Genomic DNA, 26456 nt, shown 5'->3' with positions numbered 1-26456 from the left:
TTATTTTTGTTCTGGTGCAATATCGGCAAACGGCCGGATCGGCCGGAAGCGGATCATCGCGTGAATGGGGATTTGACCTGCGAGGTCGAGATGATGTTCGGCCACAGCGCCAATCACGGGATAGCCACCAGTGAGCGGATGGTCGGCCAGGAACAGTACCGGCTGACCGCTATGCGGCACCTGAATGGCGCCGGTCGCGGTGCCTTCACTCGGCAATTCCGCGCTGTCCTTGCGCTCGATGGCGGTCTCGCCAGCGAGCCGAATGCCGACACGGCTCGATTGCGGGGTGACTTGAAAGCTTTGCGCGGTGAGGGTCTCGAGACCCTTTTTCGTGAACCAATCGGTCCGAGGCCCGAGCACCACATCAAGCACAACATCTTCACCAGAGGCGGGGAAGTCGAAGGCAGGTGTTTCATCGATGGAAACGGCGGAAAGTCCGTCGCTCGATTTACGCAGCGCCAGCACTGTCCCCGCTGTCACCGGCTCTGGCCCGACAACGGCAAGCGTATCGGTGGCTGCGCTGCCAAGCACCGGCTTCACGTCGAAACCGCCGCGTACAGCAAGATACGAGCGCATGCCACGCGAAGGGTGGCCCAGGGTCACCACATCTCCTGCCTCCAGCGATACGGGCTGGTATGGCTGGGCTTCGATGACCTTGCCGAAGGTATCACGAATGGTGATCGGGCAGGGCGCACCCGCAAGACCGATGACGGTGCGGCAATTGACCTCAAAGGAAAAGCCGCCAAGGGTCAGTTCCAGCGCGGGTGTGTTGAACGGATTGCCGACGATACGATTGGCCGCATTGAAGCTGCCGCGATCGAGCGCGCCGGAGGCCGAAACGCCTTGGCCGGTCTGGCCGAACCGACCGAGATCCTGGAAGACGGCCGGCATCGGCGCGGCGAGAATTTTGATCTGCGGCGCATCGGCAGGGATCGGCTCAGGCGCGACCTTTGGCGCCGCCACCGGGATCACAGTCTTCACCTTGGCCATGTCGACAAAGCGCACGCGGTAGCCGGGCTGGAACAGCGCGCCGGGATCGCGGCTGATGTCCCACATCTTCAGTGGCGTGGAGCCGATCAGCTGCCAGCCGCCGGGACTGTTTTGCGGATAGACGCCGCTAAAGGCACCCGCCAGCGCGACAGAGCCTGCGGGAATACGGGTGCGCGGGCTCTTGCGGCGCGGCACATGTAGCTTCGGATCACCACCGACGAGATAGCCGAAGCCCGGGGCAAAGCCGCAGAAGGCGACGGTAAAGGTGCTGTCGGTGTGGCGGCGGATCACCTCTTCCACGGACATCCCGGTCAGTTCGGCCACATCGCCCAGATCTTCGCCATCGTAGCTGACGGGTATCTCGACGAGTTTGTCTGATGGCGGGATCTTGGCCGAGAGGTCGCGGCCGGCAATCGCTCCCGCCAGCGCCTCGGCGCTGACTGTCTCCGGGCGAAACCGGATCATCAGGGTGCGGGCGGCAGGCACCATCTCCTCGATGCCGGGGACCGGGTCTGCCTGAAGCGAGGCAAACAGCGCCAGCGTCTCATCGAGATCGGCCAGTTCCACAAGGATCGTCGTCAGGCTGACGGGAAGGAAGCGCATGGGAACCTCAGGCGTGATAGGCGGAATCGGGAATATCGGTGATGAACATGTGACCTGGCGCATGGGTGATGGCGAACGGCACTTTCGAAGCCATCACGGCAGCCTGAGGGGTAACGCCGCAGGCCCAGAAAACAGGGACTTCGCCGGGCTCGATACGAACGGCATCGCCAAAGTCAGGCTTGGAAAGATCCACGATGCCGATCTCTTCGGGCGCGCCGACATGCACCGGCGCGCCGTGAACGGCAGGAAACCGGCCGGAAATCGTTGCGGCATCTGCCACCCGGCTGGCGGGAATGGGCCGCATGGACACCACCATATTGCCGGTCAGCCGACCCGCCGGGCGGCAGGCGCGGTTGGTAAGATACATCGGCACATTGGTCTTGTCGGTGATGTGGCGGATCTCGATGCCCGCATCCAGCATCGGCGTCTCGAAGGTGAAGCTGCAGCCGATCAGGAAGCTGACGAGATCGGGATACTCGCCCCAGGCGGCACTGGCATCCGCCGTTTCCTCGGCAAGCTTACCGTCGCGCCAGATGCGGTAAAGCGGCAGGTCGGTGGCGAGATCGGCGTCGGGAGCAAGCTCTGTGCGGCGGGAACCGGGATCGGAAACGTCGAGAACCGGGCAGGCCTTGGGGTTGCGCTGGGCGTAGAGCAGGAAGTCGAAGGCCCAATCGCGCGGCAGCACGATCATGTTGGCCTGGGTAAAGCCGCGCGCGATCCCTGATGTCGGCTCAACGGCGCCGGCGCGATAGCGGGCGCGAGCTTGGCGGGCGGAGGTCGCATCGACATGCGCGAGATAATCTTTCGAAATCATTGTCTGACCTCAGCCGGCTTTAGTGAAAGAGGAAACGTCGATGCCTTCAGCCTCGAACCGTTCGCGGATGGTCTCGGCAATGGTGACTGCTCCCGGGCTGTCGCCATGGACGCAGATGGACTGTGCTTCGATGTTGATCACGCTGCCATCGATGGCCTGCAACGTGCCTGATCGGGCAAGCTGCACCATGCGGTCGGCAATCTCTTGGGCATCATGCAGCATGGCCCCGGCCTCACGCCGGGAGACGAGTTCGCCCTTAGGCGTATAGGCCCGGTCGGCAAAGGCTTCGGCGACGACTTTAAGGCCCGCCTTGGCGGCAAGATCGAGGATCGGCGCATTGGCAAGGCCCATCAGGACAAGTGCGGGGTCGATAGCCTTGATGGCGTCGATCACCGCCTGGCCCTGCCTGGGGTCGTTGGCGATGCGGTTATAAAGCGCGCCATGCGGCTTCACATAGGGCACGCTGGTGCCTGCGGCAGCGGCGAGGCCCTTCAGCGCGCCGATCTGGTATATCACGTCTGCGATCAGTTCTTCGCTGGTCACATCCATGTCGCGCCGGCCGAAGCCGACGCGATCGGGATAGGAAACATGCGCGCCAATGACCACGCCTCTATCTGCGGCGGCCTTCACCGTCTTGTAGATGCCTGATGGGTCGCCGGCGTGGAAGCCGCAGGCGATGTTGGCACTGGAGACGACGGCCAGCATGGCGGCGTCATCGCCCATGCGCCAGGCGCCGTAGCTTTCTCCAAGGTCGCTGTTGAGATCGATGGCGGGCATGGTTTCCTCCTTGTGTGTCAGGGCTGTATCAAAGGCCGAGCAGGGCGAAGATGGGGCCGATGGCCTTGTAGCCCATATACCAGGTCAAGGCCGCCGTCAGGGCGCCGAGCACCAGCAGCCATCTCGGATATTTATAGCCTTCCATCAGGTCCTGACGTTTCCAGGCGGCATAGATGAACAGCGAGAAGCCGATAGGCAGGATAAGTCCGTTCAGACCTCCGACGAACACCAGCATCTGCGCGGGTGGCGTGGTGATGACCACGTAGAACGCCAGCGAGACGGCAATGAAAATGACGGTTGCAACATTGCGAGCGCGCTCGCTCATGTCCTGCTTGAAGACGGTGAGGAACGACACGGATGTATAGGCCGCACCGATGACGCTGGTAATCGCCGCTGCCCAGAGAATGACCCCGAAGATGCGCAGGCCGACATTGCCGGCTGCGGCCTGGAAAGCCTGGGCTGCCGGGTTGGCGCCTTTTCCAGATGTATCGATGACGAGACCGCTGGCCACGACGCCAAGAATGGCCAGGAAGAGCACGAAGCGCATCACGCCGGTGACGGCAATGCCTGTCAGGGCGGCGCGATTGACGGCTGCGAGATTTTCACGGCCAACCAAACCCTTGTCCAGCAGGCGGTGTGCGCCGGAATAGGTGATGTAGCCACCGACGGTGCCGCCGACGATGGTGACGATGGCGGCGAAGTTGATCGTCGAGGGCATGAAGGTCTCGTAAAGAGCGAGGCCAACAGGTGGTCCGGAGACGATGGCGACGAAGAGCGTCAGCAGGATCATCATCACGCCTGCGATAATGATAAAGCGGTCGACCAGCAGCCCCGCCCGACGCGAAAGGAAGATGCCGATGGCGATGAGCGCGCTAAGGCCACCGCCGATCTTCGGATCGAGACCGAGCATGGCATTAAGGCCAAGACCGCTGCCGCCGATATTGCCGATGTTGAAGAACAGTCCGCCAACAATGACGAGCACCGCCAGCACATAGCCGGAACCGGGAATGGCTGCATTGGCAATGTCGGAAGCGCGCCGGCGGGTGAGCGTCACGATCCGCCAGATGTTGAGCTGAACGACGAAATCAATCACCACAGAGGCGAGAATGCCGAAAGCAAAAGCGGCGCCGAGTGAGGCGGTGAAGGTGGCAGTTTGTGTGATGAAGCCTGGGCCGATGGCGGATGTCGCCATCAGGAAAATTGCCGCCATCAGCGAATTGCGACGGCTCTTGATCGTCTCGGCTGGTTTGGGCGCGCTTGCTGCGGACGCATTCTGCTCCATGGCCGTTCTCCTTGTTCTTATCATCCGCCCCTCGCGGATGTGTGGCCATCACTTTGCCATGTTTTACATTCCCGTCAATATTGTTGAACAATAATTCGATATTGCTCTGCAATATTGTTCAATTGTGCGGCGCAATGCGTAAGGCTTGATCAGTGATTGCGCATTGCTTGTGCAAAGATCTCCGCTAGCAGGTGGCTAGCTTGCCGGGAATGGGGGCATCGGTAATAGTCCGGCCAACAACAGGACGTGGCCATGACAGACGAGACCGAAACGCTTTCCCTTGCCGAACGGCTGGCCGGCCAGATCCGTGACAGGCTGATTGCAGGCGAGCTAAAGCCGGGCCAGCGTCTGTCTGAAGCCGCGCTCAGCGCCCAGCTTGATGTCTCCCGCAATTCGCTGCGCGAGGCATTTCGGCTGCTGACCAAAGATGGCCTTCTCCATCACGAGGCCAATCGCGGCGTCTTTGTCGCTACCCCCAGCATGGCCTCGATCATCGATATCTACCGCGTGCGCAGGCTGGTGGAGTGCCGGGCTCTGGAGCAGGCCTATCCGCATCACCCCGCCGTCAAGCGTATGCAGGCGGCGGTGGAGCAGGCGCAGGTTTGTCTCGACGCCAAAGATTGGCAGGGCGTTGGCAGTGCCAATATGCGCTTTCACGGCGCCATCGTCGATCTCGCCGATAGCAGTCGCTTGAATGACTTTTACGCCCGCATTGCCGCAGAATTGCGCCTCAGTTTCGGACTTCTCGACGATCCGCAACTGCTGCATGCGCCCTTCGTGCCGCTCAACAGCGATATTCTGGCGCTGGTGATGGCAGGCAAGGCGGTGGAAGCAGGCGCGGCGCTGGACGCCTATCTGCAACGGTCGGAACGCATGGTGCTCGCCGCCTTTGCGCGCACTGCGGACAAATCGAAGTAAAACAAGCCGGATCGTCAGAAGTCCAAAGGTCTGTTGTCCACGACTTCCTTCATCACGAAAAAGGTGCGGGTCTGGCGCACACCGGGCAGTGCAATCAACTGGCTGCCATGGATACGGTTGAAATCCGCCATGTCGCCGACCCTAATTTTCAGGAAATAATCGAAATCGCCGGCCACGAGGTGGCAATCCAGCACGCAACTGAGCTTGGCGGCAGCGGCCTCGAAATCCGCAAAGCTGTCGGGTGTCGAACGATCAAGCACTACGCCCACCATGACAAGCGCGCCGAGATCGACTTTCGATGGGTCCACCAGCGCCCGAACACCCGAGAAATAGCCATCGCGAAACAGCCGCTGCAGGCGCCGATGGCAGGTGGCCGGGCTGATAGCGACGCTGTCGGCCAGTTCGGCATTGGTCAACCGGCCATCCTTCTGCAGCAGGCGCAGGATTTTCAGGTCAATGCGGTCAAGAGAATCGGCCATGAAAGATCCTTCCGTTTTCCGGCATTAGTATGAGCTACTCCATCAAATATCGCGCACTGTCGCAAGTAAAGGCAAAAACTTTAGGTAATCTTTGAAAGGACGTTCCAGGCCATTTCGGCTTAGCCTCCTGCTGTTTTCATCCCTTTTGCAGGAACGGCCATGCTTGAAAAATTTGAACGCTATCCGCTTACCTTCGGCCCCACCCATATTGAAAAGCTCCAGCGCCTGACCGACCATCTCGGCGGCAAGGTGGAGATCTACGCCAAGCGCGACGACTGCAATTCCGGTCTCGCCTATGGTGGCAACAAGCTGCGCAAGCTGGAATATATCATTCCGGATGCGATTGCCTCTGGTGCCGATACGCTGGTGTCCATCGGCGGCGTACAGTCAAACCACACGCGGATGATCGCCGCCGTTGCCGCGAAGATCGGCTTCAAATGCCGGTTGGTGCAGGAAGCCTGGGTGCCGCATGAGGATGCCGTCTATGACCGGGTCGGCAATATCATGCTGTCACGAATCATGGGTGCGGATGTGCAAATGGTCGACGATGGCTTTGACATTGGCATTCGCAAGAGCTGGGAAGATGCCATTGCGGATGTGAAGACCAAGGGAGGCAAGCCCTATGCTATCCCCGCCGGCGCCTCGGTGCACCCACACGGGGGCCTTGGCTATGTTGGCTTTGCCGAGGAGGTGCGCAAACAGGAGGAGGAGCTTGGCTTCAAGTTCGACTATATCGTCGTCTGTACCGTCACGGGCTCGACTCATGCCGGCATGACGGTGGGCTTTGCCAAGGATGGCCGCGCCGACAAGGTAATCGGTATCGATGCCTCTTTCACGCCTGAACAGACCAGGGCGCAGGTGCTGGAGATTGCCAAGCGCACTGCCGATCTGGTGGAGCTTGGCCGCGAGATTACCGCCGACGATGTGGTGCTGATCGAGGATTACGCCTATCCGGTCTATGGCGTGCCGTCGGAAGAAACCAAGGAGGCCATTCGTTTGGTGGCGCGGCTGGAAGGTATGATCACTGACCCTGTCTATGAGGGCAAATCCATGCAGGGCATGATTGACCTGGTGAAGAAAGGCTTTTTCCCGGAGGGATCGAAAGTGCTCTACGCCCATCTTGGCGGCGCACCGGCGCTCAATGGCTACGGCTACGCGTTCCGCAACGGCTGATAATACAAAAAAAGCCGGCCCTGTCTGGGCCGGCTATCATGTCTAAGGCAATGCAGGCAGCTTAGCCGCGGGCGCCGATCTTTTTCGGAGCAACAGAGGCGCGGTTGGCCGCGGTGGCGGCAACGGGCATGCGCTCGACCGGGCGGCGATTGCTGTTGGCAGATACCGTGCGCATGCCAACCGGGCGGATCATCGGCTTTGCCGCCGAGGCTGTCGTCTTGGCGGCAGGCTTTTCAGCCGGTGCTGCTGCCGGAGCAGCCTTGGTCTTCTGCTTCTGCGCCATGGTCACCCAGCGCATGATCGCTTCGAATGCGTGGCGGCCTTCGCGGCGCGCAATGGCAAGGCCATCTTCGCTCAACAGACAGGTAGCGCCGATTTCCTTCCAGTTCGGGCGGCCGCCATGCAGCGGCGGTGTCGCCTGGCGCACGATCAGCCCGAGCATGTAGCTGCGCAGGTTCTGGTAGTCGGCCTTGGCGAGAGCAGGCGCGAGCCGCACTTCGCAAAAGGTTTCTATTTTCCGATGAAAGATCGGAGCGGATGGGGTCAATCTTGGCATGGTACTCGCAACTCATTGATGTCCCGGCGGTGAGATGCCGGGGTGGCGCTGCTACCGCATAATCGTGCCGACCGCAAGCGGCCACACAAGAATTTATGTAGCAATTTAAAGATGTTACAACGCAACGCAGAGGTCATCGCCGAAGCGATGCGCTGTAAGTCATGAATGTTAAAAATGTGTTGCACTGGTTGCGGCCTCGGCCGCGAAGTCTGCGACCGGAACCTGCGAACCGGTCAACGAACCAGTCAGGGAGCGCCGCTTTACGACTGTCCGGGTGTCATAGTCAACCCAGTGCTTGGCTCGCCAGTCCATATGTGATCGGCGGCAGGTTGGAGGCGCGCTCGGAGCCGGCGATCTGCGAACCTTCGCTTGTGTCGCTGAGAGCGGCCGAAACCCCCACGGGCCAGGGGGCGCGCAGCGACATGGTGGTGACTGTATCGAACAAGGCAAGGCCAGATTGCTGCAAAAATTCGGCAAATGGCCCAGAGCCATGCCGGGTGTCGAGCCGCAGGAACTGGCCCTGATGGCATGCGACATGAGGTCGCGTCACGGCAATGGCGTCTTCGTCCGTGCTCGCGACGACCGGGCCGATGACGTGACCCCGGCCAAAACGGCGCGCAAGCGCATAGGCGACAATCTGGCCCTGGCGCTCCAACACGAAGCCTTGTGACACCTCAAGCAGCCGTTGCAGCCAGTCGCTACGATTGGCCCGGAAGGCTGCGGCATCGAGGGCGACGATCTCACGCAGATCCTCGGCGGTGAGGTCGCGAAGGACGCCGCCGCCTGGCGGTTTGTTTGGATGTGGCCGAAGCTTGGCTTCGCCCTGGCACTGATGGACAGGTGCTTCCACGGCAAAGCCGGTGCTCTGGTAGAGGCGTTTGGCGGCACGGGTCGAATTCAGCCCCAGGCGCTGCTGCGGCAGCGCACGCAGGGCGTGATCCATCAGCCAACGGCCAGTGCCAAGCGTTTGCAGGCGCGGCGAGGTGATGACCATGCCGACCGTTGCGAAATCCTCGCCCATCGGAAACCACATGGCCGAACCCATTACCCGGCCGATTGGATCGGTGGCGGCAATGCCCTTGCCCTCCGTCAGCAGAAAGGTCCAATCCTCGATACGGTGCGGCCAGCCGACGGCGACCGACAATCCGTGCAGATGCTCAGGCGCGACATCATGGATGTCGCACAGCGTCAATTCGAAGGATTCGATCTGGATCGACGTTTTGACCGTCACTTCATCTTCCTCACAGCAGAACCTCTCCCATAGAGAGGGGGTTCCGCCATCTAAACCGGCTCTGCGCCACAGATTCCACCGAAATGGCGAGGAATCCAGCAGGTTTTGTCGAATGGGCAACGAAGTGCGGCATGCCATCAGGCAAAATCGCGCTAATCTCACCCACAAATCACTCTTTGCCGCAGAGCGTCTTCAGTCGAAGGGGCGATTGCGGCACATGGCGTCAGGACGATCATGGCCTTTCTCTTCAACTCCGATCCGGCGCGCGGCGCAATTTTTGCGCAAGCCTTTGCGCGTGAACTGACCGATCTCGCGTTTCATATCGCGCCTGCAGACGTCGATCCGACTGCGATCCGCTATCTCCTGACATGGACGATGCCCGAGGATATCGACCGCTACACTAATCTCGAAGTGCTGTTTTCGATCGGTGCCGGGGTCGACCAGATGGATCCTGCTCGCCTGCCTGCCGGCGTGATGCTGGTGCGGATGGTGGAAGACGGCATTGTCCGGATGATGCAGGAATATATCGCCCTTGCCGTACTTGCGCTCCATCGCAATCTGCCCGCCTATCTCGGGCAGCAGCGGCAAGGGGAATGGCGCGCGCAGCTCGCCGTGCAGGCGCCGCAGCGGCGGGTGACTATTCTGGGTCTAGGCATGCTGGGCCAGGCGGCGCTGGAGCGGCTGAGGCCTTTCGGCTTTGCGCTGTCAGGCTGGAGCCGCTCGGCCCGCGAGATTGAAGGCGTCACCTGTCATGCTGGTGCCGAAGCCTTGCCCGGCTTGTTGGCGCAGACCGATATTCTCGTCTGCCTTCTGCCGCTCACCGCTGAAACGCGGCATTTTCTGAATGCCGAACTGTTTGCGCAATTGCCGCGCGGCGCCTCGCTGGTGCATGCTGGTCGTGGCCCCCAACTGGATCATGAAGCGCTGATTGCCGCGCTTGATAGCGGTCACCTCGCCTCGGCCGTGCTTGACGTTACCGATCCCGAGCCGTTGCCGCCCGGTCACCCGCTCTGGCAAAGGCAGGACGTGATCATCACCCCGCATATTGCCAGCGTCACCCAGCCGCAGACGGCAGCGCTTGCCGTGATCGACAATATCAGGCGCCATCGCGCTGGCTTGACCATGATTGGCCTTGTTGATCGCAGCCGCGGCTATTAAAGATTGCCCATCTCCGACGGATCCTACGGCCGGAGCGGTCCGTTGTTCGTACAACATGACCGCGAAGCCGTCTCAATGTGAAGGATTTTCCATGCATACTCTCAAAGATAAGACGTTGCTGCGCCAGCAGGGCCTGATCGGTGGACAGTGGGTCAATGCGGCCTCCGGAAAGGCGATCGATGTCATCGATCCCGCCACTCAGGCTGTGATCGGCACCGTGCCTGACATGGGAACCGACGATGCCCGCGCTGCCATTGCCGCAGCCGAAAAGGCCTTCAAGCTCTGGAAGAAGAAGACCAATGCTGAGCGTGCCGTGCTGCTGGAAGCCTGGCATGACCTGATGATCGAGCATGTCGACGATCTGGCGTTGATCCTGACCATGGAGCAGGGCAAGCCGCTCAGCGAATCCCGCGGTGAAATTCGCTACGGCGCCTCCTTCGTCAAATGGTTTGCCGAAGAGGCGCGCCGCACCAACGGTCATACGATACCCTCGCCAACCACGGACCGGCGCATCCTCGTGCTGAAGGAGCCGGTCGGCGTCTGCGGCATCATCACGCCCTGGAATTTCCCGAATGCGATGATCACCCGCAAAGTCGGCCCGGCGCTTGCCGCTGGCTGTACCGTGGTAATCAAGCCCTCCGATTTCACGCCGTATTCTGCGCTGGCGCTGGGCGTTCTTGCTGAACGCGCCGGGATTCCGGCCGGTGTCATCAACATCGTCACGGGCATGCCGACCGAAATCGGCAACGAATTGATGGCAAGCGATGCGGTGCGCAAGATTTCCTTCACCGGGTCGACTCGGGTTGGGTCGCTGCTGATGCGCGGCGCTGCCGACACGATCAAGAAGCTCAGCCTGGAGCTTGGCGGCAATGCGCCGTTCATCGTGTTTGACGACGCGGATCTCGATCTCGCGGTCGAGGGCGCGCTTGTCTCCAAGTTCCGCAACGGCGGTCAGACCTGCGTTTGCGCCAACCGCATCCTGGTGCAGGCAGGCGTTTACGATGCCTTCGCGCAGAAACTCTCGGCCCGCGTCAACGCTATGAAAGTTGGTGCTGGCACGGAGGATGGTGTTGCCATCGGCCCGATGATCAACGAGGCCGCGATCACCAAGATACAACAGCATGTCGAGGATGCCGTTTCCAAGGGCGCCAAGGTCGTCACCGAAGGCCACCGCCTGCCGCAGGGCAAGCAGTTTACCGCACCGGTCGTGCTGACTGGCGCCACCACAGACATGCAGCTGGCCAGCGAAGAAACGTTTGGCCCGGTTGCGCCGCTGTTCAAGTTCGAGACCGAGGAAGAGGCGCTTGAGATCGCCAATGGCACGCCTTTCGGCCTTGCCGCCTATTTCTATACGGACAATATGAAGCGCTCCTGGCGGGTGGCGGAGGCGCTTGAAGCCGGCATGGTCGGCCTCAACACCGGCGCGATTTCCATGGAAGTCGCGCCCTTCGGCGGCGTCAAACAGTCCGGTCTCGGCCGCGAAGGCGGCCAGGTCGGCATCGACGAGTTCCTTGAGATGAAAACCTTCCACATCGGTGGGTTGGAATAATCTTTCAGCTATCTCCGGGGTGGCGCTGTCACCCCGGGATATGGAAGGCCCGGCGGAAATAGGCCCGGAAGGCTTCCATGGCGGGCGTAAATTCGGCATTGCGCCGCCAGGCCAGGCCAACATCCATCGATGGCACCGGGTCGGTCAGGCTCACCGTTTCGATCCGCCGGCCCTCCAGCGACCAGGGCCGGTGTACCATGTCTGAAAGAATGGCAACGCCCTGACCGTTGGCGACCAGCGAGCGCACCGCTTCGACCGAGGAGGTGCGCAGCGTCACCTTCGGCTGATAGGGCGTCTGGCTCCAGTATTTCAGCGTGGTATGCGAGGCCTCGTCCACCGTCAGCATGATGTAATTCTCCTCCGCGACCTCCTTAAGCCCCACCGACGGCCTCGACAGCAGTGGGTGACGGGTCGGCAGCCAGAGCCGGCGCTGCGAATTCAGCAGCGTTTCCGTCGTCAGCTCCGGATTGAGGATGTTGGAGGTCAAGAGCACGGCGATGTCGTAGCGATTTGCGAGCAGGCCTTCCTCGACGCTTTCGCGGTTCAACTCGAACAGCTGTATCTCCATGCCCGGAAACTGCCGTTTCAGCCGCTCAATATGCAGCGGCAGGAAATAGCCGATCACCGTATAGCTTGCGGCGACGCTGAGCCGACCCTGCAGCTTGGCGCTGAGGGGGCCGGCTGCCGGCATCAACGTTTCGATATCGTCGACCTTGCGCAAGATGTCATAGGCCTGCGATAGCAGCAACCGGCCGGTTTCCGTCAGATCCATGCCGTGCGGCGTCCGCTCGAACAGCGGTGCCCCGACGATCGTCTCCAGTTCCTTGATCGCCATGGTGACCGCCGATTGTGAAATCGCAAGGTTGATAGCCGCCTGCGACACTTGGCCGGACTCGGCCGTTGCGACGAAGTAGCGGATCTGACGGAGGCTCAGCGACATCGTGGGTCCCTATTTGTTTTAGAAGGTTTCATCTAAAAATCAGATGGCGGAAGCTTAGGATTGCATGGTCTTGTTGATGCTACTCAGTATCGGCGCCAAAAGGGCTGATTTTCCAATTTCTCGCTGATCAAACCCTGCTGTCGCGACTATTAGATAAACCGATATCGGCGTTCCGAAAATACTATTTTTCAAATGAGTGGATTTTACCTAGCGTTTTCTGACGCAAATACGAGCAAGATGACTTTTTGCATAAAACAAAGGCATAAAGGAAATTCGTGTGCGAGATACTGTCGATATCAACTGCGATCTGGGTGAGGCCTTTGGCCGCTGGCGTGTCGGAGATACAAGCGATGCGGCGCTGATGCCGCTGATCAGCTCCGCCAATATCGCAACCGGCTTTCACGCCGGTGATCCGAACCTGATGGACGAGACGGTGCGGCTGGCGGTGGACCATGGCGTCGGCATCGGCGCGCATCCCGGCTATGACGATCTCCAGGGCTTTGGCCGCCGCAAGATTAACGGCACCTCCCGCGAATTGGTCAATGACATCGTTTATCAGGTCGGTGCGCTGAAAGAATTCCTGCGGCGCCACGGCGCCACCCTGCAGCACGTTAAGCCGCATGGGGCGCTCTACATGGAAATGGCGGCCAATCCTGAGTTGGCGCAGTCCTTCGTCCACTACATGCGCGTCGCGAGCCCCAATGCCTGCATTCTCTGCATGGCGGGATCGGCGACGGAAATCGCTGCCCGAGAAGCCGGCCAGCCGGTGGCAAGAGAGTTTTACGCCGACCGTGATTATGACGAGAGCGGCTCAATCGTCTTTACCCGCGATGCCGGCCGTCCGGACCCGGCAGCAATCGCCCGCAAGGTGCTACGCGCCTGCCTGGAAGGCCGGGTGACTGCCGTCACTGGCAAGGACATCGATATACCCTTCGAGACGATCTGCTTCCATTCCGACACCCTGGGCGCCTTCGATATCGCCCGCCATATGCGCGAGGCCCTGTCGGCCGAGGGCATCCGCATTTCTCCCCTGTCAGAGATCCTCAAGTAATCGGAGGCCGCCATGCCCGTTCATGAAATCCGCTCGCCACTGCCCGGCACGTTCTACCGCAAGCCTTCCCCCGATGCCGCAGCCTTCAAGAACGATGGCGATCCAATTGCCGCAGGCGAGGTGATCGGGCTGATCGAGGTGATGAAGACCTTTCACGAGGTCCACGCGGATGCGTCAGGCGCTGGCCTGCGCTTCCTCGCCGACGACAATGAACCGATCATGGCTGGCCAGGTAATTGCTGAAGTCGAGGTTGGCGCATGACCATTTCCGCGCTGCTCGTGGCCAACAGGGGCGAGATCGCCGTGCGGATCATCCGGGCGGCCAAGGCGCTGGGTATCCGCACCGTGCAGGTCCATTCTGCTGCCGATCGCGATATGCTTGCGGTTAAAATGGCCGACGCTGCCATCGAAATCGGTCCGCCCTCGGCAGCAAAATCCTATCTCAATATCGAGGCGGTGCTGAAGGCGGCGCTTGAAAGTGGCGTCGATGCTGTCCATCCAGGCTATGGCTTCCTGTCCGAGAATGCTGCCTTTGCCAAGGCGGTCACCGATGCGGGCCTGATTTTCATTGGCCCGAGCCATGAGGCGATTTCGCTGCTGGGCGACAAGGTCGAGGCCCGCAAGGTCGCAATGCAGGCCGGCGTGCCGACCGTGCCGGGTTCGAACGGCCGGGTGGACGATCTCGATGCTGGAAGGGCTGTCGTCGAGGAGATCGGCTTTCCCGTGATGATCAAGGCCGCTGCCGGCGGTGGCGGGCGCGGCATTCGTATTGCGGAAACGCTTGCCGATTTCGAGCGGCATTTCCCCCAGGCGTCCGCGGAAGCGCTCGCCGCCTTTGGCGACGGTGGGCTCTATATCGAGAAGGTCATCACCCGCGCTCGACATGTCGAAGTGCAAATCCTTGGTGATGGCGTTGACGCGATCCATTGTTTTGAGCGGGAATGTTCGCTGCAACGCCGCCGCCAGAAGGTCTGGGAGGAGGGGCCGTCCGTCAGCCTACCCGCCGATGTGCGCAGGGCGCTGTGCGACAGTGCCGTGGCGCTCGCCCGTTCGGTCGGCTATCGCGGCGCGGGCACGGTTGAATATCTCTATGACGAGCAGAGCGGCGAATTTTACTTCATCGAGGTCAATACCCGCATTCAGGTCGAGCACCCCGTCACGGAGATGATTACTGGCATCGATCTCGTCCAGGAAATGATCCGGATCGCCGGTGGCGCCCGCCTGTCGCTGCGTCAGGAAGATGTCCGGCTGAACGGCCATGCCATCGAATGCCGGATCAATGCCGAGGACCCGGCCAAGGGCTTTCTGCCTGGCCCGGGCACCATCTCGACGCTCAACATTCCGGAAGGCGAAGGCATCCGCTTCGATACGATGCTTTACGAGGGCTATCAGGTGCCGCCCTTTTACGACTCGCTGCTCGGCAAGCTGATCGTATGGGGTGAGAACCGGGATGCCTGCCTTGCGCGGTTGGCCGGCGCACTCGAGCATTTCGAAATCGGCGGGCTTGCCACGACCGTGCCGTTGCACCGCAAGCTGGCGGCTGATGCCTCGGTGAAGAGGGCAGACTTTCACACGCGGTTTCTTGAGCCATGGCTCGAGACCGCCTTTCCTGCGGCGTCTCCCGTGGCGTCAGTCGCACCTGTTTTAGCGAAGGAGAAGCACTGATGGCGATGCGCTATACATTTGGAGGCGATGAACATCTGTTCGTGGAATGCAGCGAGGCGATGTCGCTCCACGCCTTCTTCGCCTCGCTGTCGATGACCAAGGCAATCGGTGAGGCTGGCATCAAGGGCATAACCGAGATCTGCCCGGCCAATGCGTCCTTTCAAGTTAAATTCGATCCCGACATCATCCACCCCGACGATCTCCTGAAGGAGGTCAAGGCCATCGAGACGGCGGCCTCTGGCGCCGCGCCCGTAATTTCCACGCGTATCGTCGAAATCCCCGTCTTCTACGGCGACCCCTGGACGCATGAAACACTGATGCGGTTTCGCGAGCGCCATCAGGATCCCAGCGGGACTGATCTCGACTACGCTGCCCGGATCAATAATTACGCAACGGTGGAGGATTTCATTGCCGCCCATGCCGGCTCGCCCTGGTTTGTGTCCATGGTCGGCTTCGTCTCCGGCCTGCCGTTCATGTATCAGATGGTCGAGCGCCAGCGGCAGATTGAAGTGCCGAAATATCTGCGACCCCGCACCGATACGCCGCGCCTGACCGTTGGTCACGGTGGCTGCTTCGGCTGCATCTATTCGGTGCGCGGCGCCGGCGGCTATCAGATGTTCGGTATCACGCCGATGCCGATCTACGATCCGACCCAGACGACGTCTTACCTGCGCGACTTCATGGTGTTCTTCAGGCCCGGCGATATCGTCAAATTCAAGCCTGTTGACCGCGACGGCTACGACCAGGCGGTGGAAGAGGTCGACAAGGGGCTGTTCGTCCCGCCAATCCGTGAAGTGCGGTTCGATCTTGCCGAGTTCCAGAAGGATATTGACGGCTACAATGCCAAGCTGGAGGGGCTTCTCCATGGTCATTAAGGTTTTGCATCAGGGGCTTGCGACAACGGTTCAGGATCTCGGTCGCCCCGGCTATTTCCATCTCGGCATTCCGCTTGGCGGCGCTATGGACCGGCTGGCTCTCAGGGCCGCCAATCTGCTCGTCGGCAATGACGAGGGCGCGGCAGGGCTTGAAGCTGTGTTCATCGGTCCGAAGCTGGAGTTCGGTGCCGATACCATGGTCGCGGTGACCGGCGCCGACATGCCGGTGCGGCTCGATGGTGAGGAGCGGCCGGGCTGGACAAGTTTCAAGGTCAAAGCCGGTCAGGTGCTCAGCTTTGATTATCTGAAAAAGGGCGCCCGCATCTATATCGCCATTGCCGGTGGGATCGATGTGCCTCTGGCGCTCGGCTCGCGCTCCACCTATGCCATCGGTGCGCTGGGCGGCTTTCAAGGCAGGCCGCTGGCTGTCGGTGACGATTTGCCGATGGGGCAGGCGGCCATGGTTGCCGAAGGTCGCACCGTTCCCGAGCCTCTGCGGCGCGGCCCGGGCAAGCCTGCGCAGTTGCGGGTTCTGCCCGGCCTCTATTGGGACCGGCTGACGGAAGATGCCGGGCGCCAGTTCTTCGAGGATGAGTGGAAGGTCGCACCTGAGGCCGATCGCATGGGTTACCGGTTTCGCGGCGGACGAAAGCTGGATTTCGTGCCGCGCACGCCGCCTTTCGGTGCGGGTTCCGATCCGTCGAATATTGTTGATAGCTGCTATCCCTATGGCTCGATCCAGGTGCCCGGCGGCACGGAGCCGATCGTTCTTCATCGCGATGCAGTGTCGGGCGGCGGCTATTTCATGCTCGGCACGGTGATTTCGGCCGATATGGACCTGATCGGGCAGTTGCAGCCGCATATGCCTGCTCGGTTTGTCAAGGTCAGCATGGAGGAAGCGCTTGCGGCGCGACGCGAGCGGCAGGCCTTGCTGGCGCAGATCCGGACTGCTGTGGGGCGAAACCCATGACCAGACCAGCGGCCCATCTATTCCTGAACACGGGTAAGATAGGCCGCCGTCGCGCCCGGATCGGGAATGATCGCGACGATCTTCATTTGTGCGATCGTCCGGTTCAGCGCCGCATCCAGATGAGTTTCGTGCATGGCCGCGGCCGCCGTCGTCGCGCCCCGGCTCAGCAATTCTACGACCAGGCGGAGTTCTGTGATCGTCGTCAAATCCGCCGGCAGGCCGAGATGGGCCAGCAGGCTGGTGGTCGCCGTGACCGGAAGCAAGTTGTTACGGATCAGTTCCCGCAAACGCTCATTCGGTGTGGCGAGAATGCATGTGTCGATGAAGCATGCCTGCAGGTCGTCCATATCGGACAAACTGTCCTCGGGATGGTCCCGCTCCAGCCGTTGCAGGCGGGCGAGAAGCGCCTCAAGGGCGGCGCGGTCGATCTGCGCTGCCGCCGAAGTCAGGGCCTGCGGCTCCAGCATCGCGCGCAAGCCGAAATGATCCTTGACTGTCTGGGCCGTCAAAGGTCCGGCGATCCAGTGCGAACTCTGGTTCTTGCGCACCAGTCCGCGTTCGCTGAGCCGCGCCAGCACGTCGCGCACCACGGTGCGGCTGACGTTGAAATGGCTGGCAAGCTCGCTCTCGATGATGCGGTAGCGGCCAAAGACGACGCAGCCCGCGACGTCACGCTCGACGGTGTCGTAGATCCGCTCCCAAGAGGCGCGACTTTGCAGGGCAGTGTCGGCATGCTGGTTGATCGCAAGCCCGATCTGGCGGATGTCGGTGCGCAGCGGCTCGATGCCGCGTCCGGCAGCGCCAACCAGATAGCCGCGCCCCTGGAACCGATGCACCAACCCCTTGGCCTCCAGCGATTGCAGCGCATGCTGCACCGGCGCCCGCGACATTTGCAGCATATCGGCAATATGGCCTTCGAGCAGGACAAGTCCTTCAGGCAAAAGCCCTTCGGCAATGTTGGCGCGCAGAACCGTCTCGGCAATGTCGTAGCGGCGCTGGCCGGGCTGTGTGGTCATTTGGTTGCCGTCATGGTTTTGGCATCACGTTTTAATGGGACCTACTTGCTGTGTGTTCGCGAAGGCGGCAATGGCTGCGGGGCGGTGGAATTGCGTTAAAACAAGGAGATAACCTATTTCCGGTTTGCGATGAAATGTGAAATCGCCTCGATGGGATGATTGTCCACCAGCGCCTGGCGGATGATTATCTATTTTGTGAATATCGTGTGCAATAGGCATTTTATTGCAAGGTCAATTTAGTCAAGTGCGGCTACCGACTGTGGCTGATCGATATGTGACTTTGAGGCTTGAGGCTGTGGCATGCACTGTATAGAGCGCCTTCTGCCTGATACTTTGCGCACAATGCTGATGTTTTAGCGCTTGGGCTGGATGTGGATCAGCTCGAGAACCCCTAAAAATCAACTGAATTCAAAAAAGATAAAAAAGAACATTGAATACAAAAAACATCCATGCCATGCTCCGACATGATCGCGCCGTAGAAGCGCTGACGAGCGGAACTGATTAAAAAATGCCGTAATGCCCGATCCTGCAATGCGCCTTGTCGAAAGGCGCAAACACCTTCGGCTTGCCTGAAGGATCGCAGGCGAGTGTTCCGGCGCAACTGGCGAGAACCGATGTGACCCCCGTGCTCGAGCTCAACAATCTGGTCAAGACGTTTGGCGCCAGCCGCGCGCTGGATGGCCTCAGCCTGTCGCTGCCCGATAACAGTTATATTTCGCTGCTGGGGCCGAGTGGTTCCGGCAAGACGACGCTGCTCAGGGTCATCGCCGGTTTCGAGCGCTGCGAGGCGGGCTCGATCCGCTTTGGCGGGCGCTCGATGCAGGATGTGGCGCCGCACCGGCGCGGCATCGGCTTTGTCTTTCAGAATTTTGCGCTGTTTCCGCATTTGAGCGTGCGCGACAACATTGCCTTCGGCCTCACAAACCGCGAGCTTGCGCCTGTGACCAATGCTGGCGAGATCGCCGACCGGGTGCAGGCGATGATCGCGCTGGTCGGCCTGACCGGGCTTGAGGATCGCGCCGTCACCCAGATTTCCGGCGGCCAGAAACAGCGCGTGGCGCTGGCCCGCACCCTGGTGACCGAGCCGAAAATGGTGCTGCTGGACGAGCCGCTCGGCGCGCTCGATGCCAATCTGCGTGCCAGGATGCGCAATGAGTTGCGCGAGATCCGCGAGCGCTGCGGTGTCGCCTTTCTGCATGTCACCGGTAGCGAAACCGAGGCGCTCGCCATGGGTGATGTTGTTCTGGTGCTCGACCGCGGACGTATCGCCCAGACCGGCAATTCCGATAGTATCTACAATCGTCCGGCCTCATCAGACGTGGCCCGTTTTCTCAATTGCTACAATCTGTTTTCCGGCCGCATCGACGGCGAAAGCTTTGTCGCACCTGCCGGGCGTCTGCCCCTTGGCGGCTTGCGGCAGACAGCTGCGACACCCGCCTATGCCATTCGTCATGACCGTATTGCCATTCGTCCAACCGGAACTGGATTGGGAGGAGACGAGGCGGCCATCGAGGCACAGTTCCTGGCCGAGGAATATACAGGTTCTGCCGTCTACTCCTTCTTCACCACCGAAGACGGCACGCTTCTCGAAGTCGAAACGCATCTGAGCAAGGACACTCGCCCGGTGCTGGAGCCGCAGGGGCGCTATGCGCTGGTTTGGAACAAGGAGCACGCACTTGTCTATGCATAACCCTGTTCTCACCGAGGAAGTGACCGTGACGGAGCCAGCGGCCAAGCCCTCGCGGATGGCCTTCTGGCTGGTGCTCCCCGGCGTCGTCTGGATGCTGCTCTTCCTGGTCCTGCCGATCCTGATGATGGTCTATGTGTCCTTCTGGACGCAGACCACATTCACCATCAAGCCGGTGCTGACCCTGCAAAGCTGGATCACTTTCTTTTCCAGCGATACCTATCTCGGCGCGCTCTGGACCACAGTCCGCATTTGGCTGCTGGTGCTCGTTGCCACCGTCGTCGTCGGCTATCCCGCCGCGCTGTTCGTCGGCCTGTTCGTCAAGAACAAGACGCTGCAGACCGTGCTCCTCGTGCTCTGCGTCATCCCGTTCTGGACCTCCTTCCTGATCCGCGTTCTCGCCTGGCGGCCGATGCTCGGCAAGGAAGGTGCGATCAACATGATCCTGATGAAGCTTGGCCTCGTCACCCATCCAATTGAAGTGCTGCTGTTTTCCGAACTCTCGGTCATCATCGGCATGACCCAGATCTACTGCGTCTTCATGGTCGGTCCGATCGCTTTCATGCTGGGTCGGATCGAACCTGCGATCATCGAAGCCGCCCAGGATCTCGGCGCGGGCTTCTGGCGCATCTTCCGTACCATCATCCTGCCTATGTCGATGCCGGGTGTGGTCGTCGGCGCGATCTTCGTCTCCGTCATGGTGCTCGGGGAGTTCGCCACCTCCGCCGCTCTCTCCGGCCGCAAGGTCAATCTGCTCGGCAATATCATCGTAACCCAGGTCGGGTCGCTGAAGTGGGCCTTCGCCGCCGTGGCGGGTGTGGTGCTGACTCTGCTGATGGGCCTGGTCGTGGCAGCACTTCTCAGGGTCGTCGATCTCAGGAAGGAATTGTAGAATGAATTCCGGAGCCGTCAAATTCGGGCTTGGCGTCTATACCGCGCTGTTCCTGGTGTTTCTCTACGGGCCGCTGGTGGTACTCGCCATCCTCTCTTTCCAGACCGGACCGGAGGGCGGGCCGCAGTTTCCAATCATCGAGTGGTCGCTCTACTGGTACAAGCACCTGTTCGGCCTCACGCCGCCATCGCGCATTGCGCCGCTGCCGATCGATGATGCCCTGGTGCGCTCCATGGCGCTGGCCGTGATGACCATGATCGTCTCCACAGTGCTCGGTGTGGTCTCCGCCCAGGCCTTCCGCAGCCATTTCAAAGGGTCAGGGCTGGTGTTTTACCTGATCGTGTTGGGCATGATGGTGCCGGGCGTGCTGGTCGGGCTCGGCATGGCACTGGTGGCCAATACGCTTGGCATCGATCGGCATTGGTGGGGCACGGCCTTCGTGCTGCATGTCGTCTACACCTTCCCGTTTGCCTTCCTAGTCATGCTGGCGATCTTCAATCGCTTCGACCCCAGCGTTGAGGAGGCGGCATGGTCGCTTGGCGTCAGCCCGATCCGCACCTTCCGCAAGATCACTTTTCCCTTGATCTTTCCCGGGGTGCTCTCGGCCATGCTGTTTGCCTTCACGCTGTCCTATGACGAGTTTTCCCGCACGCTGTTTGCCTCCGGCCGCGACCTGACCTTGCCGCTGGCGATCTACGGCACGTTTTCCGTGGAAGTGCATCCGAATGTCTTTGCCTTCGGCGTGCTGACGACGCTGTTTTCCTTCGCGCTGCTCGGCACCTATGCCGTGCTGATGGGGCTTTCGGTGCGCCGCGCCCGGCGCATCGCCGTGCAGGAGGACGCATGATGGATAAACCCGCTCTTCCTTCCGCCATCGTCACAGGTGCTGGTTCCGGCATCGGTCGTGCCATCGCGCTCAGGCTTGCGAAAGACAGTTACGGCGTCCTGGTCAACGATCTCTCGCTTGAGCGGGCACAGTCAGTCGCCGATGAAATCGTTGCTGCGGGAGGTACGGCCACCGCCTATGCCGGCGATGTCTCAAAGGAAGCGGAAGTCGCAGCGATCTGTGCGGCTGCGGTCGTCGCCCACGGGCCGGTGGCGCTTCTGGTCAACAATGCCGGCATTGCCCATCAGGCGCTGTTCGAACATCTCGAAGTCGCCGATTTCGACCGAATGTTTGCTGTGCATGTGCGTGGCAATTTCCTGATGACCCGGGCGGTTCTGCCCTCGATGCTGGAGCGGGAAAACGGTGTGATTATCAATATCGCCTCGCAGCTCGGCCAGATCGGCGGTGTCGAGCTGGTGCATTATTCCGGTGCCAAGGCGGCGATAATCGGCATGACCAAAGCGCTCGCCCGTGAAGTCTCTTCGCGTGGCGTCCGGGTCAATGCCGTGGCGCCGGGGCCGATCAATACGCCTCTGGTCATGGGTCTTTCTGAGGATTGGCGCGCTGCCAAAAAGGCGCAACTGCCACTCGGCCGGTTCGGTGAGCCGGAGGAAGTGGCGGCTGCCGTCTCCTTCCTGGCCTCGACCGATGCTGGCCTTTTCGTCGGCCAGACGCTGGGGCCGAATTCCGGCGATGTGATGCTTTGATGCGAGGAAAGGGAGTGACACCATGAGCACAGCACGTCAGCGGATCGTTGTTATCACCGGCGCCGGGATCGGCATCGGCGCGGCCGCCGCAAAGGCCTTCGGCGCGCTTGGCGATCATGTCGTCGTCACCGATATCCTGGATGCCGAAGGCGAGGGCGTTGTGAAGGCCATCCGGGATGCTGGCGGGTCTGCCGAGTTTCACCATTACGATGTCCGTTCCGCCACGGCCGCCGACGCACTGGTGGCAGATCTCGAGGCCCGGCTTGGCCGGATCGACGTGATCGTCGCCAATGCTGGCATTGCCCATCGGGTGCCGCTGGCCGAGCTGACCGACGAAAAATGGGACCTGACCTTCGACATCGACCTCAAGGGAATTTTCCGTCTGGTGCGCGCGGCCGCTGCCGGTATGCGGGCGCGCAAGAGCGGCGCCATCGTTGCTTTGTCCTCGATCATGGGCATTGCCTATGGCTGGGACGAGCATGTGCATTATTCCTCGGCCAAGGCCGGGGTGATCGGTCTCGTGCGCGGACTTGCTGTGGAATTGGCTCGCGATGGCGTGCGGGTCAACGGTATCGCGCCCGGCTACATCAGGACCGCGCAATTGCTGTCCGAGGAAAACTCGCTTGGGCCTGTTGGGGCCGAAAAGGCTGCCGAATTTATCCCCATGGGCCGGCTCGGCACGCCTGAGGACATTGCCGATGTCATCGCCTTCCTTGCCTCCGACGCCGCCCGCTACATGACCGGCCAGGTGCTGGTCGTCGACGGTGGCCTGTTGGTCGGGCGCTACTGAGCAGACGAATTAACAAGAAAAACCGGCAAAGCCGGATCGGGAACTCAACGTAACTGGAGAACGGACATGTCCTTACTGGAATTGAACCGCAGATCGCTTCTCAAACGCTCCACCGGCATGATGGCGCTCGCCATGGGGGCGGGCACGCCGTTTTTGTCGTCGCGCGCTGCCTATGCCCAGGCCGCGAGCCTTGCCAGCCAGCAGCTGCGCACCATCGGCCTGTCGGTGACGGTGCAGGAACGCATTCTCAACGACTTCAAGAAGGCGTCGGGCGTCGGCGGCACATCAGGAACGGCGGCAACCTTCCCGGATGCGCAGACCAAGATCCTCTCCGGCTCCAAGGATTACGACTGCTGGGAAATCATCGCCGAGCGGCTGCCGGCCATCGTCATGACAAACAATGTCGAGCCGGTGCCGGCCTCTGGGCTGAAGAACTGGGCCAATATCCGCGACACCTTCACCAAGCCCTCGGACAAATGGGACCGGAAAGCGCAGATCGTCGGGCAGATCTGGGCCGATGAAGGCCAGACCACGCTGAACATGGTGCCCGCCGTCTATAACTACGATTCCATCGGCTACAATCCCGATGTGGTCTCCGCCGAGGAAGCCAATAGCTGGGCGGCGATCTTCGACAAGAAGTGGAAGGGCAAGTCGGGCCTCAACACCGACCCGCTGATTGCCTTCGGTCAGGCGATCATGGCGATGAATACGCTGGGGCTATTGAACGTCAAGAACCCGGGCAATCCGAGCGCCAAGGAAATCGACGAGGCCGCTGCCTTCCTGGTGTCGAAGAAGAAGGAAGGTCAGTTCCGGGCACTCTGGGGCGATTTCGGTGAGCTCGTCAACCTGATGGCGTCTGGCGAAATGGTGGTGTGCGACGCCTGGCAGCCGGCCGTCATGGCGGTCAAGGCGCAAGGGAAACCCTGCAAATATGCGGTACCAAAGGAAGGCTACCGCGCCTGGGCGATTGGCCCGTCGATGATTGCAGGCACGACCAACAAGGACGCCGTGATCGCCTATGCCGATTACTGGCTGTCGGGCGAGCCTGGCATCGCCGTCTCGGAACAGGGCTATTACTCCCCCTCGACCAATATCAAGAAGGTCATGGCCCCTGAGAAATATGCCTTCTGGTACGAAGGCAAGCCCTGGGCTGGCGCGGCGGAACGCGGCATCAAGGAAGGCGATCTGCGCGATGGCGGCTCGCTGGAAGAGCGCGCCAAGAACGTTGCCTACTGGCACCAGTGGCCGGACGAATACGATCATCTGATCCAGAAATGGGATGAGTTCCTCAACGCCTGACGAACGACGGGGAGGCAGGATAGCCCTGCCTCCCTTTGCGATGCCCTGACTGGAGAAAGCCGATGATTTACGACCTGGAACTGATCGATGTGGGCAAGGTCTATGACAATGGCACCACTGCCGTCAGCGCCTTCAGTCTGGCGGTGAACAAAGGCGAGTTCATCGCTTTCCTCGGCCCTTCCGGCTGCGGCAAGACAACCACGCTTAGAATGATCGCCGGCTTCGAAAGCATCTCCTCCGGCGACATGATGATCAAGGGCGTGCGGATGAACGACGTACCGCCGGAAAAGCGGCCAACGGCAACGATCTTCCAGAATTACGCGCTGTTTCCGCATATGACAGTCCGGCGCAACGTCGCCTATGGTCTTGAGGTCAAGGGCATGGCGAAAGCCGAGCGCGACCGCAAGGTGGACCGGATTATCGCCACGCTGGGTCTCGAAGACATTGCCGAGCGCAAGCCGGAAAAGCTGTCGGGTGGTCAGCGTCAGCGGGTGGCGCTGGCGCGCGGTCTTGTGATCGAGCCTGATATTCTGTTGCTCGACGAGCCGCTTGGCGCGCTCGACGCCAACTTGCGCAAGGCGATCCAAAACGAGCTGAAAATCCTGCAGCGGACGCTGGGCGTTACCTTCATCTTCGTCACCCATGCGCAGTCGGAAGCCCTGGCGCTGTCCGACCGCGTCGTGGTTATGAACCAGGGTCGGGTGGAGCAGGTCAGCCCGCCGCATCAGCTCTATACGCGGCCGGACACGCCTTTCGTGGCGCAGTTCATCGGTCGCAATGCGATATTCAAGGGGCAGGCGCGGGCTGATGGCGCCGGGGCATGGCGGGTCGAGACGCCGGCCGGTCTGTTGAGCGGCGCGGCGAATGGCGCAGTTGCCGATGGCGAGGCAGTCAGTATCGTCGTGCCGGCCGAAGCGATGGCGCTGCATGCGAGCGTCGGGCGGGGCCGGGAAGAGGTCGCCGCAGCCAATGGCGGCAATGCAGTGGATGCCCGCATTCTGCGCGCCGATGTCGTCGGCCATGTCTCGCATATCTCGGCCCAGTTGGCGGATGGGCGGTCGCTATCGCTCGAAGCCCATGTCGAGAAATACCGGCCGGATGATTTTCCCGTGGGCTCGGAGGTCTTCCTGTCGTGGAAGCCGTCAGACGCCACCGTCATCCCCGCCCATTGAGCTTAAAACCCCAGCCTAAGAAACTCAGTAAGGAGAAACACCATGGCCAAGGAAATCTTTTGCAGCTTCGGCATCGACGTCGATGCTGTCGCCGGTTGGCTCGGCTCTTACGGCGGCGAGGATTCGCCCGACGATATCTCCCGCGGCCTGTTTGCCGGGGAAGTCGGCGCACCGCGCCTGCTGAAACTGTTCGAACGCTTCGGCATCAAGACCACATGGTTCATCCCCGGCCATTCCATCGAGACCTTCCCGGAGCAGATGCAGGCGGTGGCCGATGCCGGGCATGAAATCGGCATTCACGGTTATACCCACGAAAACCCGATCGCTATGACCCGCGAGCAGGAAACCGAAGTGCTCGACAAGTGCATCGAGCTGGTCACCAAGCTCTCGGGCAAGCGCCCGACCGGCTATGTCGCGCCCTGGTGGGAGTTTTCCAATGTCACCAACGAATTGCTGCTGGAGCGCGGGATCAAATACGATCATTCGCTGATGCACAACGATTTTACGCCCTACTATGTGCGTGTCGGCGATAGCTGGACCAAGATCGACTATTCCAAGAAGCCGGCGGACTGGATGGTGCCTTTGAAGCGCGGCCACGAGACCGACCTCATCGAAATCCCGGCCTCTTGGTATCTCGACGACCTGCCGCCGATGATGTTCATCAAGAAGTCGCCCAACAGCCACGGCTTCGTCAATCCGCACGATATCGAGCAAATCTGGCGCGACCAGTTCGATTGGGTCTATCGGGAGATGGACTACGCGGTCTTCCCGATCACCATTCATCCCGACGTTGCGGGCCGCCCGCAGGTGCTGATGATGCTGGAACGCCTCTACGCCCACATGAGCAAGCATCCGGGCGTGAAATTCGTCACCATGAATGAGATCGCCGATGATTTCGCCAAGCGCTTCCCGCGCAAGAAATAAGCTAAGAATAGGGGTGGGTATGACCCGCCCCACTTTCTGAATAGGAGATGTGT

General features: G+C 60.9%; 26 protein-coding genes. 17 read left to right on the top strand and 9 right to left on the bottom strand.

Features of this window, described 5'->3' with window-relative positions:
• The 4 genes from BJF91_RS07630 to BJF91_RS07615 are packed head-to-tail and all read right to left on the bottom strand — an operon-like array spanning window position 1 to window position 4466.
• On the bottom strand, window positions 1–1593 hold the full coding sequence (locus tag BJF91_RS07630; RefSeq protein WP_075613911.1) for a 5-oxoprolinase subunit B/C family protein: 1593 nt from the start codon (window positions 1591–1593) through the stop codon (window positions 1–3).
• Window positions 1594–1600: 7 nt separating this feature from the next.
• The gene (locus BJF91_RS07625; RefSeq protein WP_075613910.1) at window positions 1601–2407 is read right to left on the bottom strand and encodes a putative hydro-lyase; all 807 of its coding nucleotides are present in this window, start codon (window positions 2405–2407) and stop codon (window positions 1601–1603) included.
• A 9-nt stretch (window positions 2408–2416) separates the two neighbouring features.
• Window positions 2417–3184, bottom strand: coding sequence for a LamB/YcsF family protein (locus BJF91_RS07620; RefSeq protein WP_075613909.1), 768 nt, complete (start codon window positions 3182–3184; stop codon window positions 2417–2419).
• Between the two features lie 28 nt (window positions 3185–3212).
• Complete coding sequence (locus BJF91_RS07615) at window positions 3213–4466, bottom strand: NRAMP family divalent metal transporter (RefSeq protein WP_075613908.1); 1254 nt, start codon at window positions 4464–4466, stop codon at window positions 3213–3215.
• Window positions 4467–4718: 252 nt separating this feature from the next.
• Between BJF91_RS07615 and BJF91_RS07610 the strand changes: the two genes are divergently transcribed.
• Window positions 4719–5384 carry a GntR family transcriptional regulator gene (locus BJF91_RS07610; protein ID WP_075613907.1) on the top strand — a complete coding sequence of 222 codons (666 nt, stop codon included), beginning with the start codon at window positions 4719–4721 and terminating at the stop codon, window positions 5382–5384.
• A 14-nt stretch (window positions 5385–5398) separates the two neighbouring features.
• On the opposite strand, the gene BJF91_RS07605 is transcribed toward BJF91_RS07610, so the two are convergent.
• Window positions 5399–5863 (bottom strand): Lrp/AsnC family transcriptional regulator, encoded by a 465-nt coding sequence (locus BJF91_RS07605; protein WP_075613906.1) that lies wholly within the window; start codon window positions 5861–5863, stop codon window positions 5399–5401.
• Between the two features lie 159 nt (window positions 5864–6022).
• On the opposite strand from BJF91_RS07605, the gene BJF91_RS07600 reads away from it, so the two are divergent.
• Complete coding sequence (locus BJF91_RS07600) at window positions 6023–7036, top strand: 1-aminocyclopropane-1-carboxylate deaminase (protein WP_075613905.1); 1014 nt, start codon at window positions 6023–6025, stop codon at window positions 7034–7036.
• 61 nt (window positions 7037–7097) lie between these two features.
• Here BJF91_RS07600 and BJF91_RS07595 read toward each other — a convergent pair whose 3' ends face one another.
• Together BJF91_RS07595 and BJF91_RS07590 are read right to left on the bottom strand one after the other, a co-directional pair.
• Window positions 7098–7592 carry a hypothetical protein gene (locus tag BJF91_RS07595; RefSeq protein ID WP_139310626.1) on the bottom strand — a complete coding sequence of 165 codons (495 nt, stop codon included), beginning with the start codon at window positions 7590–7592 and terminating at the stop codon, window positions 7098–7100.
• A gap of 283 nt (window positions 7593–7875) precedes the next feature.
• On the bottom strand, window positions 7876–8823 hold the full coding sequence (locus tag BJF91_RS07590) for a GNAT family N-acetyltransferase (protein WP_075613903.1): 948 nt from the start codon (window positions 8821–8823) through the stop codon (window positions 7876–7878).
• Window positions 8824–9057: 234 nt separating this feature from the next.
• Here BJF91_RS07590 and BJF91_RS07585 point away from each other — a divergent pair, with 234 nt between their 5' ends.
• Together BJF91_RS07585 and BJF91_RS07580 are read left to right on the top strand one after the other, a co-directional pair.
• Window positions 9058–9981 carry a 2-hydroxyacid dehydrogenase gene (locus BJF91_RS07585; RefSeq protein ID WP_075613902.1) on the top strand — a complete coding sequence of 308 codons (924 nt, stop codon included), beginning with the start codon at window positions 9058–9060 and terminating at the stop codon, window positions 9979–9981.
• 91 nt (window positions 9982–10072) lie between these two features.
• Window positions 10073–11530, top strand: a complete 1458-nt coding sequence (locus tag BJF91_RS07580; protein WP_075613901.1) for an NAD-dependent succinate-semialdehyde dehydrogenase — start codon at window positions 10073–10075, stop codon at window positions 11528–11530.
• Window positions 11531–11558: 28 nt separating this feature from the next.
• Here BJF91_RS07580 and BJF91_RS07575 read toward each other — a convergent pair whose 3' ends face one another.
• The gene (locus BJF91_RS07575; RefSeq protein ID WP_075613900.1) at window positions 11559–12470 is read right to left on the bottom strand and encodes a LysR family transcriptional regulator; all 912 of its coding nucleotides are present in this window, start codon (window positions 12468–12470) and stop codon (window positions 11559–11561) included.
• A 277-nt stretch (window positions 12471–12747) separates the two neighbouring features.
• Between BJF91_RS07575 and BJF91_RS07570 the strand changes: the two genes are divergently transcribed.
• From BJF91_RS07570 to BJF91_RS07550, 5 genes are read left to right on the top strand one after another with little or no spacing between them, the layout of a single operon-like run.
• Window positions 12748–13521, top strand: coding sequence for a 5-oxoprolinase subunit PxpA (locus tag BJF91_RS07570; protein ID WP_075613899.1), 774 nt, complete (start codon window positions 12748–12750; stop codon window positions 13519–13521).
• A gap of 12 nt (window positions 13522–13533) precedes the next feature.
• Window positions 13534–13782, top strand: a complete 249-nt coding sequence (locus BJF91_RS07565; protein WP_075613898.1) for an acetyl-CoA carboxylase — start codon at window positions 13534–13536, stop codon at window positions 13780–13782.
• Window positions 13779–15185 (top strand): acetyl-CoA carboxylase biotin carboxylase subunit, encoded by a 1407-nt coding sequence (locus BJF91_RS07560; RefSeq protein WP_075613897.1) that lies wholly within the window; start codon window positions 13779–13781, stop codon window positions 15183–15185. Before BJF91_RS07565 ends, BJF91_RS07560 begins: the two co-directional genes overlap by 4 nt.
• A complete protein-coding gene (locus tag BJF91_RS07555; protein WP_075613896.1) occupies window positions 15185–16060 on the top strand; it encodes a 5-oxoprolinase subunit B family protein in 876 nt (291 codons plus the stop codon). Before BJF91_RS07560 ends, BJF91_RS07555 begins: the two co-directional genes overlap by 1 nt.
• Complete coding sequence (locus BJF91_RS07550) at window positions 16050–17030, top strand: 5-oxoprolinase subunit C family protein (protein WP_075613895.1); 981 nt, start codon at window positions 16050–16052, stop codon at window positions 17028–17030. The genes BJF91_RS07555 and BJF91_RS07550 overlap by 11 nt, the downstream gene beginning before the upstream one ends.
• A gap of 17 nt (window positions 17031–17047) precedes the next feature.
• On the opposite strand, the gene BJF91_RS07545 is transcribed toward BJF91_RS07550, so the two are convergent.
• Window positions 17048–18046, bottom strand: a complete 999-nt coding sequence (locus tag BJF91_RS07545) for a GntR family transcriptional regulator (protein WP_075613894.1) — start codon at window positions 18044–18046, stop codon at window positions 17048–17050.
• A 616-nt stretch (window positions 18047–18662) separates the two neighbouring features.
• On the opposite strand from BJF91_RS07545, the gene BJF91_RS07540 reads away from it, so the two are divergent.
• From BJF91_RS07540 to BJF91_RS07505, 8 genes are all read left to right on the top strand, one after another.
• Complete coding sequence (locus BJF91_RS07540; protein WP_075613893.1) at window positions 18663–19736, top strand: ABC transporter ATP-binding protein; 1074 nt, start codon at window positions 18663–18665, stop codon at window positions 19734–19736.
• Window positions 19729–20625 (top strand): ABC transporter permease, encoded by an 897-nt coding sequence (locus BJF91_RS07535; RefSeq protein WP_075613892.1) that lies wholly within the window; start codon window positions 19729–19731, stop codon window positions 20623–20625. The genes BJF91_RS07540 and BJF91_RS07535 overlap by 8 nt, the downstream gene beginning before the upstream one ends.
• A gap of 1 nt (window position 20626) precedes the next feature.
• Complete coding sequence (locus BJF91_RS07530; RefSeq protein ID WP_075613891.1) at window positions 20627–21472, top strand: ABC transporter permease; 846 nt, start codon at window positions 20627–20629, stop codon at window positions 21470–21472.
• On the top strand, window positions 21469–22218 hold the full coding sequence (locus BJF91_RS07525; RefSeq protein ID WP_075613890.1) for an SDR family NAD(P)-dependent oxidoreductase: 750 nt from the start codon (window positions 21469–21471) through the stop codon (window positions 22216–22218). Before BJF91_RS07530 ends, BJF91_RS07525 begins: the two co-directional genes overlap by 4 nt.
• 22 nt (window positions 22219–22240) lie before the next feature.
• The gene (locus BJF91_RS07520; protein ID WP_075613889.1) at window positions 22241–23008 is read left to right on the top strand and encodes an SDR family NAD(P)-dependent oxidoreductase; all 768 of its coding nucleotides are present in this window, start codon (window positions 22241–22243) and stop codon (window positions 23006–23008) included.
• A gap of 66 nt (window positions 23009–23074) precedes the next feature.
• Window positions 23075–24307, top strand: a complete 1233-nt coding sequence (locus BJF91_RS07515; protein WP_075613888.1) for an ABC transporter substrate-binding protein — start codon at window positions 23075–23077, stop codon at window positions 24305–24307.
• 62 nt (window positions 24308–24369) lie between these two features.
• Window positions 24370–25479 (top strand): ABC transporter ATP-binding protein, encoded by a 1110-nt coding sequence (locus BJF91_RS07510; RefSeq protein ID WP_075613887.1) that lies wholly within the window; start codon window positions 24370–24372, stop codon window positions 25477–25479.
• A 42-nt stretch (window positions 25480–25521) separates the two neighbouring features.
• Complete coding sequence (locus BJF91_RS07505; RefSeq protein WP_075613886.1) at window positions 25522–26403, top strand: polysaccharide deacetylase family protein; 882 nt, start codon at window positions 25522–25524, stop codon at window positions 26401–26403.
• The last annotated feature ends 53 nt before the right edge of the window (window positions 26404–26456 follow it).

This window comes from Gillisella taibaishanensis, assembly GCF_001938985.1.
Taxonomy (GTDB): Bacteria; Pseudomonadota; Alphaproteobacteria; order Rhizobiales; family Rhizobiaceae; genus Allorhizobium; species Allorhizobium taibaishanense.
This window is presented reverse-complemented; position numbering and strand designations above follow the sequence as displayed.